17 protein-coding genes and 2 pseudogenes are annotated in these 15,623 nt (G+C 71.3%); 6 read left to right on the top strand and 13 right to left on the bottom strand.

Going from position 1 to position 15,623, the window contains the following annotated elements:
- Window positions 1–89: 89 nt before the first annotated feature.
- Window positions 90–292: pseudogene (locus tag M8542_RS43365) on the top strand (IS110 family transposase); the annotation flags it as partial.
- Between the two features lie 410 nt (window positions 293–702).
- Here M8542_RS43365 and M8542_RS43360 read toward each other — a convergent pair.
- From M8542_RS43360 to M8542_RS43350, 3 genes are read right to left on the bottom strand one after another with little or no spacing between them, the layout of a single operon-like run.
- Window positions 703–1,836, bottom strand: a complete 1,134-nt coding sequence (locus M8542_RS43360) for an epoxide hydrolase family protein (protein ID WP_257926232.1) — start codon at window positions 1,834–1,836, stop codon at window positions 703–705.
- Between the two features lie 3 nt (window positions 1,837–1,839).
- On the bottom strand, window positions 1,840–2,817 hold the full coding sequence (locus M8542_RS43355; RefSeq protein WP_257926231.1) for a spore coat protein: 978 nt from the start codon (window positions 2,815–2,817) through the stop codon (window positions 1,840–1,842).
- Complete coding sequence (locus tag M8542_RS43350; protein ID WP_257926230.1) at window positions 2,814–3,560, bottom strand: cytidylyltransferase domain-containing protein; 747 nt, start codon at window positions 3,558–3,560, stop codon at window positions 2,814–2,816. Before M8542_RS43350 ends, M8542_RS43355 begins: the two co-directional genes overlap by 4 nt.
- Window positions 3,561–3,601: 41 nt before the next feature.
- Between M8542_RS43350 and pseB the strand changes: the two genes are divergently transcribed.
- Both pseB and pseC read left to right on the top strand, forming a co-directional pair.
- Window positions 3,602–4,585 carry a UDP-N-acetylglucosamine 4,6-dehydratase (inverting) gene (pseB, locus tag M8542_RS43345; RefSeq protein ID WP_257926229.1) on the top strand — a complete coding sequence of 328 codons (984 nt, stop codon included), beginning with the start codon at window positions 3,602–3,604 and terminating at the stop codon, window positions 4,583–4,585.
- Window positions 4,578–5,711, top strand: a complete 1,134-nt coding sequence (pseC, locus tag M8542_RS43340; protein WP_257926228.1) for a UDP-4-amino-4,6-dideoxy-N-acetyl-beta-L-altrosamine transaminase — start codon at window positions 4,578–4,580, stop codon at window positions 5,709–5,711. Before pseB ends, pseC begins: the two co-directional genes overlap by 8 nt.
- Here pseC and pseI read toward each other — a convergent pair.
- Genes pseI through M8542_RS43320 form a run of 4 tightly spaced genes read right to left on the bottom strand, consistent with a single transcriptional unit; the run spans window position 5,708 to window position 8,424 of the window.
- Entirely contained in the window at window positions 5,708–6,760 is a 1,053-nt protein-coding gene (gene pseI / locus M8542_RS43335) for a pseudaminic acid synthase (protein ID WP_257926227.1), read from the bottom strand. The two genes, pseC and pseI, sit on opposite strands and share 4 nt — an antisense overlap.
- A gap of 4 nt (window positions 6,761–6,764) precedes the next feature.
- Window positions 6,765–7,277, bottom strand: coding sequence for a GNAT family N-acetyltransferase (locus M8542_RS43330; RefSeq protein ID WP_257926226.1), 513 nt, complete (start codon window positions 7,275–7,277; stop codon window positions 6,765–6,767).
- Entirely contained in the window at window positions 7,274–7,708 is a 435-nt protein-coding gene (locus M8542_RS43325; protein ID WP_257926225.1) for a hypothetical protein, read from the bottom strand. Before M8542_RS43325 ends, M8542_RS43330 begins: the two co-directional genes overlap by 4 nt.
- A gap of 29 nt (window positions 7,709–7,737) precedes the next feature.
- On the bottom strand, window positions 7,738–8,424 hold the full coding sequence (locus tag M8542_RS43320) for a glycosyltransferase family 29 protein (RefSeq protein ID WP_257926334.1): 687 nt from the start codon (window positions 8,422–8,424) through the stop codon (window positions 7,738–7,740).
- Window positions 8,425–8,568: 144 nt separating this feature from the next.
- Between M8542_RS43320 and wzm the strand changes: the two genes are divergently transcribed.
- Genes wzm through glfT1 form a run of 3 tightly spaced genes read left to right on the top strand, consistent with a single transcriptional unit; the run spans window position 8,569 to window position 11,246 of the window.
- On the top strand, window positions 8,569–9,519 hold the full coding sequence (gene wzm, locus M8542_RS43315; protein WP_257926224.1) for a galactan export ABC transporter permease subunit Wzm/RfbD: 951 nt from the start codon (window positions 8,569–8,571) through the stop codon (window positions 9,517–9,519).
- 3 nt (window positions 9,520–9,522) lie between these two features.
- Window positions 9,523–10,338: a galactan export ABC transporter ATP-binding subunit Wzt/RfbE gene (gene wzt, locus M8542_RS43310; protein WP_257926223.1), complete on the top strand. Its 816-nt coding sequence runs from the start codon at window positions 9,523–9,525 to the stop codon at window positions 10,336–10,338.
- Window positions 10,338–11,246, top strand: coding sequence for a galactofuranosyltransferase GlfT1 (gene glfT1 / locus M8542_RS43305; protein WP_257926222.1), 909 nt, complete (start codon window positions 10,338–10,340; stop codon window positions 11,244–11,246). Before wzt ends, glfT1 begins: the two co-directional genes overlap by 1 nt.
- Here glfT1 and M8542_RS43300 read toward each other — a convergent pair.
- The 6 genes and pseudogenes from M8542_RS43300 to M8542_RS43275 all read right to left on the bottom strand — a co-directional run.
- Window positions 11,240–12,208: a hypothetical protein gene (locus M8542_RS43300; RefSeq protein ID WP_257926221.1), complete on the bottom strand. Its 969-nt coding sequence runs from the start codon at window positions 12,206–12,208 to the stop codon at window positions 11,240–11,242. The genes glfT1 and M8542_RS43300 overlap by 7 nt on opposite strands.
- Complete coding sequence (locus M8542_RS43295; protein WP_257926220.1) at window positions 12,205–12,612, bottom strand: hypothetical protein; 408 nt, start codon at window positions 12,610–12,612, stop codon at window positions 12,205–12,207. Before M8542_RS43295 ends, M8542_RS43300 begins: the two co-directional genes overlap by 4 nt.
- A complete protein-coding gene (locus M8542_RS43290; RefSeq protein ID WP_257926219.1) occupies window positions 12,596–13,906 on the bottom strand; it encodes a hypothetical protein in 1,311 nt (436 codons plus the stop codon). The genes M8542_RS43295 and M8542_RS43290 overlap by 17 nt, the downstream gene beginning before the upstream one ends.
- A gap of 1 nt (window position 13,907) precedes the next feature.
- The gene (locus tag M8542_RS43285; protein ID WP_257926218.1) at window positions 13,908–14,726 is read right to left on the bottom strand and encodes a WXG100 family type VII secretion target; all 819 of its coding nucleotides are present in this window, start codon (window positions 14,724–14,726) and stop codon (window positions 13,908–13,910) included.
- Window positions 14,727–14,740: 14 nt separating this feature from the next.
- On the bottom strand, window positions 14,741–15,241 hold the full coding sequence (locus tag M8542_RS43280; RefSeq protein WP_257926217.1) for a YbaB/EbfC family nucleoid-associated protein: 501 nt from the start codon (window positions 15,239–15,241) through the stop codon (window positions 14,741–14,743).
- Window positions 15,242–15,344: 103 nt separating this feature from the next.
- Window positions 15,345–15,623: pseudogene (locus tag M8542_RS43275) on the bottom strand (hypothetical protein); the annotation flags it as partial.

Below are 15,623 nucleotides of genomic sequence, written 5' to 3'. Positions count from 1 at the left end.
ATAGCCTGGCATCGCCAAAGCCGGGCGCCGCAAACTCACCGCGATCGCGAATGTCCACGCGCCTCGCACGGGCGAACGGCTGGACCGCCGCCCGGACCGGCTACCGCCAGCTCAAACGCGCGTTCTTCCTCGCCGCCTATGCCTCGCTGTCCCGCCCCGGCCAGCGGGACCTACTACGCTACTACGACAGGAAGAGCACAACGCCGCGCTGATCTGCCTCGCCCGCCGCCGCTGCGATGTTCTCTACGCCATGCTCCGCAACGGCACCCGACCGCGGACCTCGTTGCTCTGATCCCAGGTTAAGGACGGCCGCAGCTGCTTCGGCAGCGTGGCCATCTTGGCAATTGAGGACATCGCGGACGAAGGCCGGGGTGTAACCGTCGGGCGAGTGCAGCAGCATCACGTGGCGGGTGGTGCGCGCCCACAACTCCGGATCCACAACCAGCTTCCCGGCGTCGGGGCAAGCGCGCCGCGCTGCCACCCGTGCGCGGTATGCGGGTGATGGGTGCCGTCGGACTGCTGGTTGCGGTCCAGTTCCCGCTTCGCCGCGATCGTCCGCAGCGAGGCCAGCGGACCCGATCGGCGATCCGGATCCGCACCCGCAGGCTCAAGAACCGCGAGGACACGTCGGTCGGCGCCGAGGAGCGGCTGTGTGAAGCACGGTCTCGAACCCGTCTAGGCACGGCTCCCGTGGCCCCGGCTTCACAGGCTTCCGAAGAACTCCCGGATGTCGCCGATCAGGGCGTCCGGTTCCTCCAGCGCCGGGAAGTGCCCGCCCCGTGGAAACTCCGTCCAGCGGACGATCTTGTCCGTCCGCTCGGCCAGCGTCCGGATCGGCAACCCGATGTCGTCCGGGAAGACCGCTACGCCGGTCGGGACCGTATTGGGCTGTGGCGGTGCTCCCCACCCACCCGTCAAAGCCGCGTACAGCCGGGCCGATGAGTTCGCCGTCTCCGTGAACCAATAAATCGACACGTCCGTCAGCAGGTCGTCGCGGTCGATCAAATCCGCCGAGGTGTTCGAGAACGAGCGGAACTTCTCCGCGATCCACGCCAGCTGGCCCGCCGGGGAATCGTGGAGGCCGTACGCAAGCGTTTGCGGCTTCGTCGCCTGGATCATCGCGTAGCCCGTTCCCGTCGCCGCGAACGCTTGGCCCTTCTCCAGTGAACGCCGGCCGAGTTCGGCGTCCGGCAGGCCCTCCAGGTCCGCCGGTGTGCGGACCACCGCCGTCGGCAGCATGGTCACGTGGATGCCCCGCACGCGCGACGGGAACTGCACCGCCAGCTCCCGGGAGATGATCGCGCCCCAGTCGCCGCCGTGGGCGCCGAAGTGCTCGTAGCCCAACCTTGTCATCAGCGTCGCGAACGCCCGGGCGATCCGGTCCGGGCCCCAGTCCGGGGTCGGCGTCGGGCCCGAGAAGCCGTAGCCCGGGATCGACGGGACCACCACCGTCAGCGCCGTAGCCGGGTCGCCGCCGTACGCGCGCGGGTCCGTCAGCGGGCCGATGACGTCCAGGAACTCGACGATCGAGCCCGGCCAGCCGTGCGTCAGCAGCACCGGCGTCGCCGACGGCTCCGGTGAGACCACGTGCAGGAAGTGCACCTTCGTGCCGTCGATCTCCGTCGTGAACTGCGGGAAGCCGTTGAGCCGCTCCTCCTGCGCCCGCCAGTCGAAGCCCGTGCGCCAGTACTCGGCCAGCTCACGCACGTAGTCGACCGGCGCCCCGAGCCGCCAGCCCGCGCCGGCCGGCTGGTCCGGCCAGCGGGTGTTCGCCAAGCGGCTGCGGAGGTCGTCGAGCGAAGCCTGCGGGATCTCGATGCGAAACGGTGTGGTCATGCCTCAACGGTACGAAGCATCGCGGACAGTTCCCGTCCTCGAAGCCAGCCGATCCAGGACGCGGTCGACACCTCTGCCGTCCACTGTGGACGACGCCGTGGCCGCCAGCGACGCGCGCAGCGAAGCGTCGGACAGCAGTGAGCGCAGCGACGCCGTGACCGCCGGCAGCCGGTCCGCGAGGGTGTCCGCGTGGCCGAGACCGATGCCCAGGCCCAGCTCCAGCGCGGCGCTGTACCCCGTCTCCTGGTTGTCCACCAGCTGCACCACCGCCGCCGGGACGCCGAGGCAGCACAGCTCCACGAACGTCATCCCGGCCGCGCTCACCGCGACGTCCGTCGTCGCGAACAGCTCCAGCAACGCCGGACTCGGTGGCGCGACCCGGATCGACTGGCCAGGCAGCAGTGAGGGCACCGAAGGCTCCCCGCGCACGAGCGCGTCCGCCACGAAGGGCAGCTCCGTGTCGCGAAGAGCGCGAAGCAGCAACGCGACTGTCGAAGACCACTCGGCGCCGCCGCCCAGGACCACCGTGACGTGGGGTGGCGGGCCCGCCGGCGCGCGGCGCGTGGCCAGCACGACGTCCCGGAGCGGCGCGTACTCGATCCCGCGCAGCAGGACGTCCGAGCCGTCGTCCGGCCGGGGCGCGGGTGCGAAGCCCGAGTCCACGACGATGTCCGCCGGACGGCGGCCGAACACGTCGTCCTCGATCGAGACGAGCAGTGCGCCCGCCGCGTTGACCTCTTCGCGCAGGTCGCCGAGGCCGTAGTGGTCGACGATCACCGCGTCGAAGCCCGTCGCGTCGAACGGCACCCGGGCGACGCCCAGCTCGTCGAGCCGCGCCGCGAGCCACTCCGCGTTGTCCACGCTTCCCGAAAACGCGACCGAGAAACCCCGCGCCACCGCGCGCTCGGCGTAGGCGACGATCCGCGAGATGTGCCCGGCCCCGATCGAACCCGACGCGTCCGCCCGGAGCAGCAGCCTCACCGGCCGACCTTCTTCTGCTCGACGTGCGCGTTCAGCGCCACCAGCTCCGGCCGCGCCCGCAGCAGCGCGACCACCGCCCGCCAGTCGCCGACGCGGTCGCCCAGCTCGTCGACGATCGCCGACAGCAGCTCCCAGTCCTCGGCGGTGTCGAGCGTCACGCGCAGGTCGTCGGCCGGAGGACTCACCACGACCCCGGCGCACGAGTAGCGCAGCGGCTGCGAATAGATCGCCGAGGTCACGTGTTCGCGATGGGCGCCGACCGCGGACGCAACCTGCTCGAGCAGCACGTCGGCCCGCACCAGCTCGGCGTCGAAGCCGCGCGGCAGCGTCCGGACCAGGGTCGTGCTCAGGTAGTCCAGCGACGGCTGGGCACGCCACAGCGTCGCGAGCTGGCCGATCAGCGCCGGGTCCAGCAGCGGGCAGTCCGCGGTGAGCCTGATCACGGCGTCGGCCGGGTGCTCGCGCACCGCCACCGCGAACCGCTCGAGGACGTCGTCGAGCGGGCCCCTCACCACCGCAGCCCCGCAGCGGGCCGCCTCGACGGCGACGGCGTCGTCGGAGGCGTCCGAAGAGGTCGCGACCACCACCTGGTCGACGCCGGGTGCGGCCGCCGCGGCCCGGACGACCCAGCCCAGCACGCTGCGGCCGCCGAGCGGGCGCAGCACCTTGCCGGGGAGCCTGGTCGACGACGACCGGGCCTGGATGACGGCGTTGACCACGGGCGCTTCACGCATGGGTGACATGATGGCCGACGGCCACAGTCACCGAAACGCGGAGGTCAACGATGTCCGAGCTGGATGGCTCCAGCATCCTGCTCACCGGCGGGACCGGTTCCTTCGGCAAGGCGTTCATCGCGCACGCGCTCGCCGAACTGAACCCGAGCCGGCTGGTCGTGCTCTCCCGCGACGAGCTGAAGCAGTACGAGACGCGCCAGCTGTTCGGCGACGACCCGCGGCTGCGCTGGTTCATCGGCGACATCCGCGACCGGCGCCGGCTCGAGCGCGCCATGCACGGCGTCGACTACGTCGTGCACGCCGCCGCGCTCAAGCAGGTCGACACCGGCGAGTACAACCCGTTCGAGTTCGTCCAGACCAACGTCATGGGCTCGCAGAACGTGATCGAGGCGGCGATCGACACCGGCGTCAAGAAGGTCGTCGCGCTGTCGACGGACAAGGCGTCGAGCCCGATCAACCTCTACGGCGCGACCAAGCTGTGCGCCGACCGGATGTTCATCAGCGGCAACCACTACGCGGCGGCGCACGTGACGCGCTTCTCCGTGGTCCGCTACGGCAACGTCATGGGCTCGCGGGGCAGCGTCATCCCGTTCTTCCGCAAGCTGGCCGAGCAGGGCGAGTCGCTGCCGATCACGCACAAGGACATGACCCGGTTCTGGATCACGCTCCCCCAGGCCGTGCGGTTCGTCGTCGACTCCTTCGACCAGATGCACGGCGGTGAGCTGTACGTGCCGCGGATCCCGAGCATGCGGCTGGTCGACCTGGCCCAGGCGATCGCGCCGGGCAGCGAGATGCACGAGGTCGGCATCCGCCCGGGCGAGAAGCTGCACGAGGAGATGATCGCCCCCGACGACGCGCGCCGGACGGTCCAGCTCAAGGACCGCTACGTCGTCCAGCCGCACCTCGCGGGCTGGGGCTACCAGCCGCCGGCCGACGGCACGCCGATGCCGGACGGGTTCGCCTACCGCTCGGACACCAACGACCTCTGGCTGAACCCGGAAGAGCTGCGCGAGCTGGTCGAGCAGCATGCCTGAGCCGTTCCTCCCCTACGGCCGCCAGTCGGTCAGCGAAGAGGACATCCAGGCCGTCGTCGACGTCCTGCGCGGCGACTGGCTGACCACCGGGCCCGCAGTCCAGCGGTTCGAGACGGACCTTGCGGCGCACACCGGCGGCACGCCCGCGGTGGCGGTCACCTCGGGCACGGCGGCCCTGCACGTCGCGTACGCGGCGGCAGACGTCAAGCCGGGCGACGAGGTCGTCACGAGCCCGATGACGTTCGTGGCGACCGCCGCGACGGCCGCGCTGTTCGGCGCGAAGGTGGTCTTCGCCGACGTCGAGCCGGACACCGGCAACCTCGACGTCGAGGCGGCGAAAGCGGCCGTGACCGAGCGCACGAAGGTCGTCGCGGCCGTCGACTACGCCGGCCACCCGGCCGAGCTGGACGCGCTCGCCGAAACGGCCCACGACGCGGGCGCGCTGCTCCTGGAGGACGCGGCGCACTCCGTCGGCGGCTCCTGGCAGGGCCGCCCGGTGGGCTCGATCGCCGACCTGACGACGTTCTCGTTCTTCCCGACCAAGAACCTCACGACGGCCGAGGGCGGCGCGGTCGTCACCCCCGGCGAGCGCCTCCTGGACCGGGCGCGGAAGTTCCGCAACCACGGCCTGGTCCGCGACCGCGCCGACCAGCGCCACCCGGACGAAGGCGGCTGGCACCAGGAAGTCCACGAGTTCGGCCTGAACTATCGCCTGCCGGACGTCCTCTGCGCGCTCGGGTCCAGCCAGCTCACCCGGCTCGCGGAGTTCAAGAAGCGCCGCGCGGAGATCCACGCCCGCTACACCGCCGCGCTGAGCGACGTCGACGGCGTGGCGACACCGCCGAGCCGGCCGGGCGCCGACCCGGTGTGGCACCTCTACCCGCTGCGCGTGCTCGAGGGCCGGCGCAAGGCGCTGTTCGAGCACCTGCGCGGCGTCGGCATCGGGGTGCAGGTCAACTACATCCCGGTCTACTGGCACCCGGTGTTCGAGGACCTCGGCTACCGGCGCGGCCTGTGCCCGAACGCCGAGGCGTACTACGAGCAGGAGCTTTCGCTGCCGCTGTTCCCAGCGCTGACGGACGCCGACGTCGACCGCGTGATCGACGCCGTGCGCGCGTTCTTCTAGAGCAGGTCCCAGGTCAGGGGCGTGCCCTTCGCGGCGTCGACGCGGAAGGTGCGCCCCACGACCTTGGTGATCTCGGCCGGGGCCAGCCCGCCGGCCGGCCGGATCGACCGGACGTTCGCCGGCGTCACCTCTTCGCCGGCCCGGACGTCCTCGACGACGTAGAGCGAACGGCGGAAGCGCAGCCCCTCGGCCTCGCTCTCGCGCGGCCCGAGCACCGGCGCGCCCAGCGCTTCCCACGCCCGGTGCGTCTCGGTGACCAACGCCGCCAGCTCGGCCGGCTCCAGCGAGAAGTCCGAGTCGACGCCGCCGTCACCGCGGGCGAGCGTCACGTGCTTCTCGATCGCCACCGCGCCCAGCGCGACGGCCGCGACCGGCGCGCCGATGCCCGGCGTGTGGTCGGACAGGCCCACCAGCGTCTGCGTGAGCCCCGCCAGCAGCGGCAGGCCGCGCAGGTTGCTCTCCGAAGGCGACGCCGGGTAGCTCGCGGTGCAGCCGAGCACGATCAGCTGGTCGTTGCCCGCCGCCCGCGCGGTGCGGACCGCCGCGTCGATCTCGGCGACGTTCGCCATGCCGGTGGAGATGACCAGCGGCTTGCCGGTGCGCGCGCACAGCTCGACCAGCGGCAGGTCGACGATCTCCGACGACGCGATCTTGTACGCCGGCGCGCCGAGGGACTCCAGCAGCTCGACGGCCGTCGGGTCGAACGGGCTCGAGAAGATCTCCAGGCCGCGCGCGCGGGCGCGCTCGAAGAGCGGTTCGTGCCACTCCCACGGCGTGTGGGCCTTTTCGTACAGCTTGTACAGGTTCTCGCCGCCCCACAGGGAGTGCGAGTCGCCGATCCGGAACGCCGGGGTGTCGACGTCGATGGTGATCGTGTCCGGCCGGTAGGTCTGCAGCTTGACCGCCTGCGCGCCGCTTTCCGCGATCGCGTCGACGATCTCCAGCGCGCGGCCGAGGTCGCCGTTGTGGTTGCCGGACATCTCGGCGATCACGAACGGCGGCTGCTCGGGCGAGACGACGTGGGCGCCGATGCGCACCTCGGTGGTCATCGGGCTATCGCTTCCTTCCCTGGCGGCGGTCGGCGGCCCGCAGTTCGGTCCAGACCACTTCGCGGGGCACGCCGTCGACGTCCCGAACATACCTGCGTGCTTCGGTGAAGCCGAACCGCTTGTGCAGCTGCAGCACCTGTCGGTTGTCCGCCAGGGTGGCGCCGCCGACGACGTCGAGGCCCAGCTCGTCGAAGGCGTAGTCGACCGCCGCCTGCTCGAGCCGCAGCCAGGCGGCGAGCACGTTCCGGCCCAAGCCCTCGTTGTCGAGGTAGAAGCTCCATTCGGCGCTGCCACCGTCGACGTCGGCGAACAGGACGACCCCGGCCGGGACGCCGTCGTGCAGGTAGACCAGCACCCGCCGGGTGGGGTCGTCGAGCACCTTCGCGAACCACGCGCGGTGCTCGTCGGCGCCGATCTCGTGGGTGGTGAAGCTCACCTGCCGGACCGCCGGGTGGTTGCGCCACCGGCGGATCCGGTCCAGGTCGGTTTCGTCCGCTTCGCGCAGAACGGCGGTCATTCGCCTGCCGGGACGCTGAGCGAGTCCTCGAGGCGGCGCAGCCGGTCCTCGTAGCGGGAGATGCCGGCGAGCCGGACGCGGATCTGCGCGTGCTGCCGCTGGATCTCCTCGATCAGCGTGCGGGCTTCGGCGATCTGCGGGGCGTCGGCGTTCGGGACGAGCGACATCGACTCGCGCAGCGTCTCCAGGCGGCCCTCCTGGGCGGCCACGTGCGGGATCAGCCGGTCGAGCTCGGCCCGGGCCCAGCGCAGGTCACCGCGGGCCTGCTCGAGGCCGTGCTCGGCGCTGTCGAGCCGGCGCCGGTGGTCGGCGGTGGCGTGCTCGAGGTTGTTGACGCGCTCGGCGAGGCCGCGGGTGCGCTCGTCGACGCGGAAGTCGACGACCCGGACGATCCGCTCGAGCAGTCCTCTGCCGAGTTTCTGGACAGCCATGGTGTTCCTTACCTGGGTGGGGAGGCGCGTCAGCGCAGGAGGGTGGTTACGCCGCTTTCGGGGGTTCGGGTGGCGGAGCCCCCGACTCGGGGCGAAGCCCCGCATGTCACCGCGGTCTTGGTCCAGGAGTCCAGCAGCCGCCCCTCGGCGGCGATCTGGTGCTCCGGCCCGACGATGCAGGAGTCGCCGGCGGCGTGCTCCCACGAGGTCTGGTCGGGGTTGTCGATGAACGAGAACCCGGTGAGCACGAGCTGCGCGGTCGGGAACGCCGTCCGCGCGATCCACGCCGCCAGCGTGCCGGTGGTCGACCACGTCGGCTCGTCGCGCGTCGGCAGGCCGAGCGCGTCCGACAGCGGCAGCACGACCTCGCGGTTCGACACCGGGACCGCGCCGAGGTCGGCGGGCCACCAGCCCGGCACGTCCTCCGGCTCCCAGTGCATCCGGCCGGGCTCGACCAGCAGGTAGAGCCGCCTGCGGTAGTCCTGGAAGACGTACGGGGTGGCCCGGATCGCGCGGTTGAACACCACGACGTGCGTCCGGGTGCCGACGATCTCCTCGCCGGGCTTGTCGACGACGAAGCCGTTGACGCGGATGACCAGGTCACAGGCGTCGACCGCCTTCGCCCGCTGGGGGTCGGGCGGGAGCGGCTGGTTTCCGACGACGGCCACCGAGCGGGGGTCCGGCCGATCGGCATACGCCGCGAGCAGGTTGACCATGAGGCTCGCCGCGCCGAGAGCAGCAGTCATAAGCGGAGAAAGTACCAGTACGGGTGACACCGCCCGCCGCGTAGCGGTCTCACAGCTCTATCACACGGGCGGGGTGGCCCGGCCGCCCAGCATCCCATCGGTACCCTCGTCCACGTGCATGCCACCAGCACGGTTCAGGCCGCGAACTCACCCGTTGCGACGTCGGCGCCGCCGGCGTCGGACAGCAAGACGTTCGCGCGTGCCTTTGCCGACATCAAGGCCGGGTTCAACGCTCGCGAGCTGTGGGGTCACCTCGGCTGGCAGGACATCAAGCAGCGGTACCGCCGCTCGGTGATCGGGCCGTTCTGGATCACCATCAGCCAAGCGGTCCTCGCCCTCGGGCTCGGGCTGCTGTACTCGCAGCTGTTCAAGCTGCCCGTCGAGGTGTTCCTGCCCTACATCTCCACCGGCTTCATCATCTGGGGCTTCATCAGCGGTTGCCTGTCCGAAGGCATGGAAACGTTCATCGCCAACGAGGGGCTGATCAAGCAGCTCCCGGCGCCGCTGAGCGTCTACATGCTGCGCACGGTGTGGCGGCAGACGCTGATGCTGGCGCACAACATGATCGTCTACGTGGCCGTGCTGGCGATCTTCTTCGGCGCCCTCAGCAAGCAGTACTCCCTGCTGGGCAACGGAACGTGCCTCCCCGACCACATCTGCCACCCGGGCCTCAGCTGGAACATCCTGCTGGCCATCCCCGGGTTCCTGCTGCTGGCGGTCAACGCCGCCTGGGTGACGCTGCTGTTCGGGATCATCTCGACCCGCTTCCGCGACATCCCGCAGGTCGTGAACTCGCTGATCCAGCTGCTGTTCTACGGCACGCCGATCGTCTGGCCGGTGGACCAGCTGATGAGCGGCGGCGCCCGGGAAGGCGTTTCGTGGATCCTGCCGATCGTCAAGGCGAACCCGCTCTACCACTTCATCCAGGTGGTCCGCGCACCGCTGCTCGGCCAGGAGTTCAGCGTCGGCAACTGGATCGTGGTCGGCTCCATCACCGTCGTCGGCTGGGCGCTCGCGCTCGTCGCGATGCGCAACTACCGTGCCCGCGTCTCCTACTGGGTGTGACACATGGTTTCCATTGACGTTCACAACGCCTTCGTCGACTTCCCGATCTTCGACGCGAAGACCCGGTCGATGAAGAAGCGCGTCCTGGGCAAGGTCGGCGGCAAGATCGGCACCGAGTCCAAGGTGCCGATCATCGAGGCCCTGCACGACGTGACCCTGAACCTGCGCGAGGGCGACCGCGTCGGCCTGGTCGGGCACAACGGCGCCGGCAAGTCCACGCTGCTGCGGCTGCTCGCGGGCATCTACGAGCCCACCCGCGGCTCGTCGCGGATCCAGGGCAAGATCGCGCCGGTGTTCGACCTCGGCATCGGCATGGACCCGGAGATCTCCGGCGTCGAGAACATCATCATCCGCGGCCTCTTCCTCGGCATGACCGCCAAGGAGATGGAGAAGCGGGTCGACGACATCGCGGAGTTCACCGAGCTCGGCGACTACCTGCAGATGCCGCTGCGGACGTACTCCACCGGCATGCGGGTGCGGCTCGCGCTCGGCGTCGTCACCTCGATCGACCCGGAGATCCTGATCCTCGACGAGGGCATCGGCGCGGTCGACGCGGCGTTCCTCAACAAGGCGCGCGACCGGCTCAAGGACCTGGTGAAGCGCTCCGGCATCCTGGTCTTCGCCAGCCACTCGGACGAGTTCCTGTTCGAGCTGTGCGACTCCGCCATCTGGATGGATGAAGGTCACCTCAAGCAACAGGGTTCGCTGCGGGACGTCCTCACGGCGTACAAGGGGCGCGACCCCTTCGACAACATGAGCCAGGAAACCCTGGAGCGCTTCGGCATCGAACCGGCAGCGACGAAGAACGGCGGGGAATGATGACGAGCGAGACGCGGCAGCTGCCCGAAGGTGCGGTCGTCGGCGTGGTCGTCACGCGGCACCGGCGCGAGCTGCTCGCGGACTCGCTGAAGGTCATCGCGGCCCAGACCCGGCCGGTCGATCACCTGGTGGTGGTGGACAACGGGCCGGACGACTCCGCGCGCGAGGTCGTCGAGAACTACCCGCTGCCGCACACGTACCTGCCGTCGCACCGGAACCTCGGCGGCGCCGGCGGGTTCGCGCTGGGCATGCTGCACGCGCTCTCGCTCGGCGCGGACTGGGTCTGGCTGGCCGACGACGACGGCCGCCCGGCCGACGAGAACGTGCTGGCGATCCTGCTGGAAGAGGCCGAAAAGCGCGGCCTGGCCGAGATTTCGCCGGTGGTGTCTAACATCGACGCCCCGGACAAGCTGGCCTTCCCGCTGCGCCGCGGCCTCACCTGGAAGCGGTCGCAGTCCGAGCTGGGCGTGGACTTCCTGCCCGGCATCGCGTCCCTGATGAACGGCGCGCTCTTCCGCGCGTCCACTTTGGACGTCGTGGGCGTGCCGGACCTGCGGCTGTTCTTCCGCGGCGACGAGGTCGAGCTGCACCGGCGGCTGGCCCGCTCGGGCCTGCCGTTCGGCACGTCGCTGAAGACGAAGTACCTGCACCCGGACGGCTCCGACGAGTTCAAGCCGATGCTGGGCGGCAAGTTCCACGCGCAGGACCCCGAGAACGAGGTCAAGCGCTACTACACCTACCGCAACCGCGGCTACCTGCTGTCGCAGCCGGGCATGCGGAAGATCGGCGCGCTCGAGATCGTCCGCTTCGGCCTGTACTTCGTGGGCGTGAAGCGCGACCCGAAGGCGTTCCTGCAGTGGCTCAAGCTGGTCCGCCAGGGCCGGGCGGAGAAGTTCTACCGCTACTGAAGCCGCCCTTCGAGCGGCACCGGCACGGACTCGGTCCGGACGTCGGTGAGCTCGGCGGCCGGCACGGTCCGGCGCCACACCCGGTAGTCCACTTCGGACAGTCCGAGGTCGCGGGCGAGCACGTAGTCCTCGTCGACCAGGTGCAGGTCGGCGGACTCCCGCGTGCGGCCGAGGATTTCGAACGTGCCACCGCGCCACCGGCACAGCGTCCGCACGAAGGTCAGCTCGGCCAGCTCGACCTGGTCGAGCGCCTTCATCCGGTGCCCGTAGGTCTCGCCGAAGTCGGCCGGGGCCGCGGCGCCCGGCAACGGGTGCAGGACGACCCGGCCCGGGCCGGCGAACTCGGCGTCGAAGTCGCCGCCGCGGTAACGCGCGGTGTAGCCGCGCCGCACGAGCGGCGGGAGCGGCACCGGCGGCGGGAACCAGGTCGCCTCGCCGAAGGCGTCCTTCCGCTCGGGGATCCAGCCCACCTTCCGGCTGTGGTACTGGCCGAGGCGCTCCTCGGTGTTGTCGAGGCGGCGCACCCACAGCTCGGCGCCGACGGGGAGCTCGATCAGCCGCAGGACGTACTCGGGCAGCGGGTGGTCCTCGCCGGGGAAGTACCCGGTGCCGAGGAACGGCGGCGGGTACACCCGCGACATCCCCAGCTCGGCGGCGATCTCCCGGTCCGTGGAGCCGTAGGAGGTGCGGAACGGGAAGGGGTGCCCGGCGGTGAACCGCAGCAGGTACAGCTCGTCCAGCGGCCCCCAGCCGGGGATCTTCGCCAGGCCGTAGTTGCGGACGGTGGCCGCAGTGTCCAGCTCGGCGACGTCCTCGACGCGGCCGGCGAACCCCTGGACGCGGTGCGGCTCGAAGCGGCCGGGGACGAGCACGTTGCCGAGGTAGAGACCGGCGAGCCCGGGCTTCACCGGGAGCTGGACCACGGTGGCGCCGGAGAGCCCGGCCGGTGCGTCGGCGCTCATCGGGCGCCACCCGGCCGGAGGTGGTCGGTGCGCATTTCGCGCAGGTCGGTGACCAGGTGCTTCGGCACGACGGCCACGAAGGTGAACTGGTCCTGCCGCTGGAAGTCGACGTCCGGGTGGCGCTCCGGCTCGGCCCAGACACGGGCCGCCCACTTGCCGTCGCCGGCCATCAGGAACAGCGAGTAGCGGCCGTCACGCTCGTCCACCACCTCGAACTCGTGCTCGAGGAAGGTGCCCCGGACGCGGATCGTGTACCACTCGTCGAGATCGGTGATGGGCACGAGCTTCCAGGGCACGCCGTCGCGGTAGAGCTGCACGTCCGCGGGCACCCGTTCGGCCGCGTCGTAGGTCTCGCCCCGGTAGACCGCCCGCTCGGCGGGCGAGACTCTACGGATTTCCGGCATTCGCCCCTCCTCGGCCGCGTACGTCGAACCAGCCGCGGTCGGGCAGGTAGACCCCCGCCAGGGACTCCGTCCCGTCCGCGTGCACGAGCCACATCTCACCACGGCCCGCGTAGCCCCGTGGCGCGTGGAGCCACTCCGGCACCCCGCCGCCCGTGTAGCCGGTGCCGAGGAACGGCGGCTGCATCTCGCGGGGCGCGGACTGGTGCGACAGGCCCTGCATGTCCCCCGCGGTGACCGGGTCGGTCCCGCCGTAGCTGATCTCCATCGCGTCGGCCTTGCCCGACGCGGGGAAGCGCAGCTGGTAGGCCTCGTTCGCGTTCGCCTTGATCGGTGTCCAGCCGAGGCCCTTGTCGTCGAGCGCGAGCTTGTCGCGGAACTCGCCGGGCGTCCCGTACTGGGACGTGTCGCTGCCGCGGGCGATCGAGCCGGCCACCGAGGTGGGGTAGTTCGTCTCCGTCGTGCCCTTGTGGGCGTCCACGTAGGTGGTCTGGTTCGCCAGCGTGGCCTCGCCGATCTCCGGCTTCACGACCTTCGTCATGATCTCGCCCGGGTCGGCACGCAGCTCGTCGCGGACCGCGACGATCTCCGCCCGCTGCGCCGGGGTCAGGTCCGCGGTCGGCTTCAGCGTCATCGCCAGGTGCTGGTCCGGGTCGTAGCCCAGGCGGGCGGCCGCGTCGCGGATCTGGTCGTCGGTCGACGTCGGACGCGTCTGCATCGACTCGCGCGTGTACTGCCCGCGCAGCTCGTCGTCGGACGCGTGGTGGCCGCCGTTGTTGTCCATCCCACCGCCACCGCCCGGCGGGGTCGGAGGCGGGTTGTCGCCGCCGCCACCACCGCCGGATTTGGCCGGGGGCGCGTCGACCGGCTTACCCGCCGACGCGATCGTCGTCGCGTTGTTCGCCTCGGTCGTCTCGTAGTGCTCGCGGACGGCCTTCGTGCGCTCCCCGGCGGCGTCCACCGCCTTCGCGGCCAGCGCGACGTGCTCCTGGGCCGCCGTCACGTGGCCGTTGAACACACCCGCCATCCCCGCCCCGGCGAGTCCCAGCGACTGGGGTCCGAGGTTCGTGGCCGCGACCGTCCGCCCGACCGCGTGGACCTTGTCCCGGGTCTGGCCGAGGTTGCCCTCCATCGTGCCGAGCGACTCGGTGTGCAGCCCGTACCCGCCGCTGTGGCCGCCGTCGCTCGGGTGCGGTTCGCGCGCCGGGCGTGGCTCGGTGGGATGCGTCGTGGGGGTTTCGGGATGCGGGGTACTGGTGTGGTGCGTCGGCGTGACGTCCGTGTGGTGGGTGACCACGTCACGCCTCCGCCGGCTGCTGGGTGTCGTACGGCTTGGCGGCCTGGTAGGCGCCCATCGCGAGCCCGCCGACGGTGGAGAACCGGTCGAGGCCCTTCGTCAGCTTCTCCATCGCCTCCAGCAGCTTGGCGAGCCGGCCGCCCTGGCGGCCGAAGCCCTCGAGGAGCTTGCTGATCTTGCCGGCGATCTTCGACGCGGTCGCCGCGGCGCGGGCCGACGCGACCCCGCAGAACGCGGCGATCGACCCGCCGAAGGTGCACACGGCCGAGGCCGCCGCGATCAGCGCGTCGCGGATCAGCTCGGCGATCACCGAGGAGATGAGCCCGAAGACGATGCCGCGCAGCGTGCAGACGAGCATGCCGGAGATGCCCGCGACGGCGGCGGTCCCGTCGAGGGTCTTGCCGAGCGACTCGAGCTCCTCGGCCATCTTCGAGAGGCTGTCGCGGTAGGCGTCGGCGGCCTGGCCGGTCCATTCGGCGACGCTGCGCAGGTCCTCGCGGTGCTCCTGGGCGAGGGTGTGCATCTCGACCGCGGCGGACTTGAGCTGGTCGACGTTCGCGTTGATCTCGTCGGGGTTGCCGAGCAGCGCGTCGAGCGGCTCGCGCAGGAAGCTGACGTGTTCGAGCAGCCAGCCGACGCCGGCGTTGAGGATGGCGCCGAGCGGGTCGATCGCGGCGCCGACGGTGTCGACGACCGCGCCGGCCGCGCTGATCGACACCTCGAGGACGCGCTCGCCCTCGGATTCGGAGTCGGCCTTGATCGAGTCGACGAGCCCGGCGTAGGTGTCGGCGATCCCGGCCCCGGAGGTCGCGGTGGTCATGGGTTCTCTCCCCCTCAGTCCCGGCGCATGAACGTGTTGTCCCCGAAGTCGTCATCGTCGTCGCGCGATGGCCGGGCCGGCCGGCGGACGGGCGGCGGTGGCGGCGTTTCCGGCTCCTCGTGCTGCCACAGCCGGCGTTCCCGGACCGGCTCGGGCGCGGGTGGCTCTTCGGGCTCCTCCGGCGGGACGTAGCCGGTCACCATGTGCATCGCCTCCGAGTCCCCGCCCAGCGGCGCGAACGCGGCGGCGACGTTGACGGCGGCACCGCGCTGGGCCTTGCGGGCCAGCTTGAGGATCTCTTCGGCGAGCTTGGCGCCGGACTTGCCGGCCAGCGCGGAGTCGGCGAGCTGCAGGTCGGTGAGCGAGCCGTTGGGGGCGACGCCGACGCGGATGGCGCCGTCGGGCGAGGCCACCGTCGTGCCGGCGGCTTCGAGACCCACGCGGAACTCTTCGGCCTTCTCGCGCACGTCGGCGATCTTCGTTTCGAAGTTCGCCAGCCATTCCTCAGGTGTCATCCCGGCCTCCGCGGTGTCCGACGCGGAGCGAAGGCTACTGGTTCCGGGAGCTGCGCAAACGAGAAACGGCCCCGGTTCCCCGGGGCCGTTTCTCATTTGTCCGTTATTCGCCGATGACCGGCGGGGCCGTGCGAAGGTCGGTGCCGAAGACCTCGTCGGGGTCACCCTCGACCAGGTACGTCGGCCGCGAGTGCTCGGTGTCCTCGTCGCCCTCGCCCTTCTGGCCGCGGCCCATGCCGCCCGCGCCCATCCCGCCGCGCCCGGACGCGCTGCCGGCGCCGAGGCCACCCATGCCGCGCCCGGCGGCCGCTTCGGCCGCGCCGATGCCACCCGGGCGGGCCGCGCCCGAGGCGGAGCCGGCGCCCGTCGAGCTGCCGCTGCC

The organism is Amycolatopsis iheyensis, from assembly GCF_024703995.1.
Classification (GTDB): Bacteria; Actinomycetota; Actinomycetes; order Mycobacteriales; family Pseudonocardiaceae; genus Amycolatopsis; species Amycolatopsis iheyensis.
This window is presented reverse-complemented; position numbering and strand designations above follow the sequence as displayed.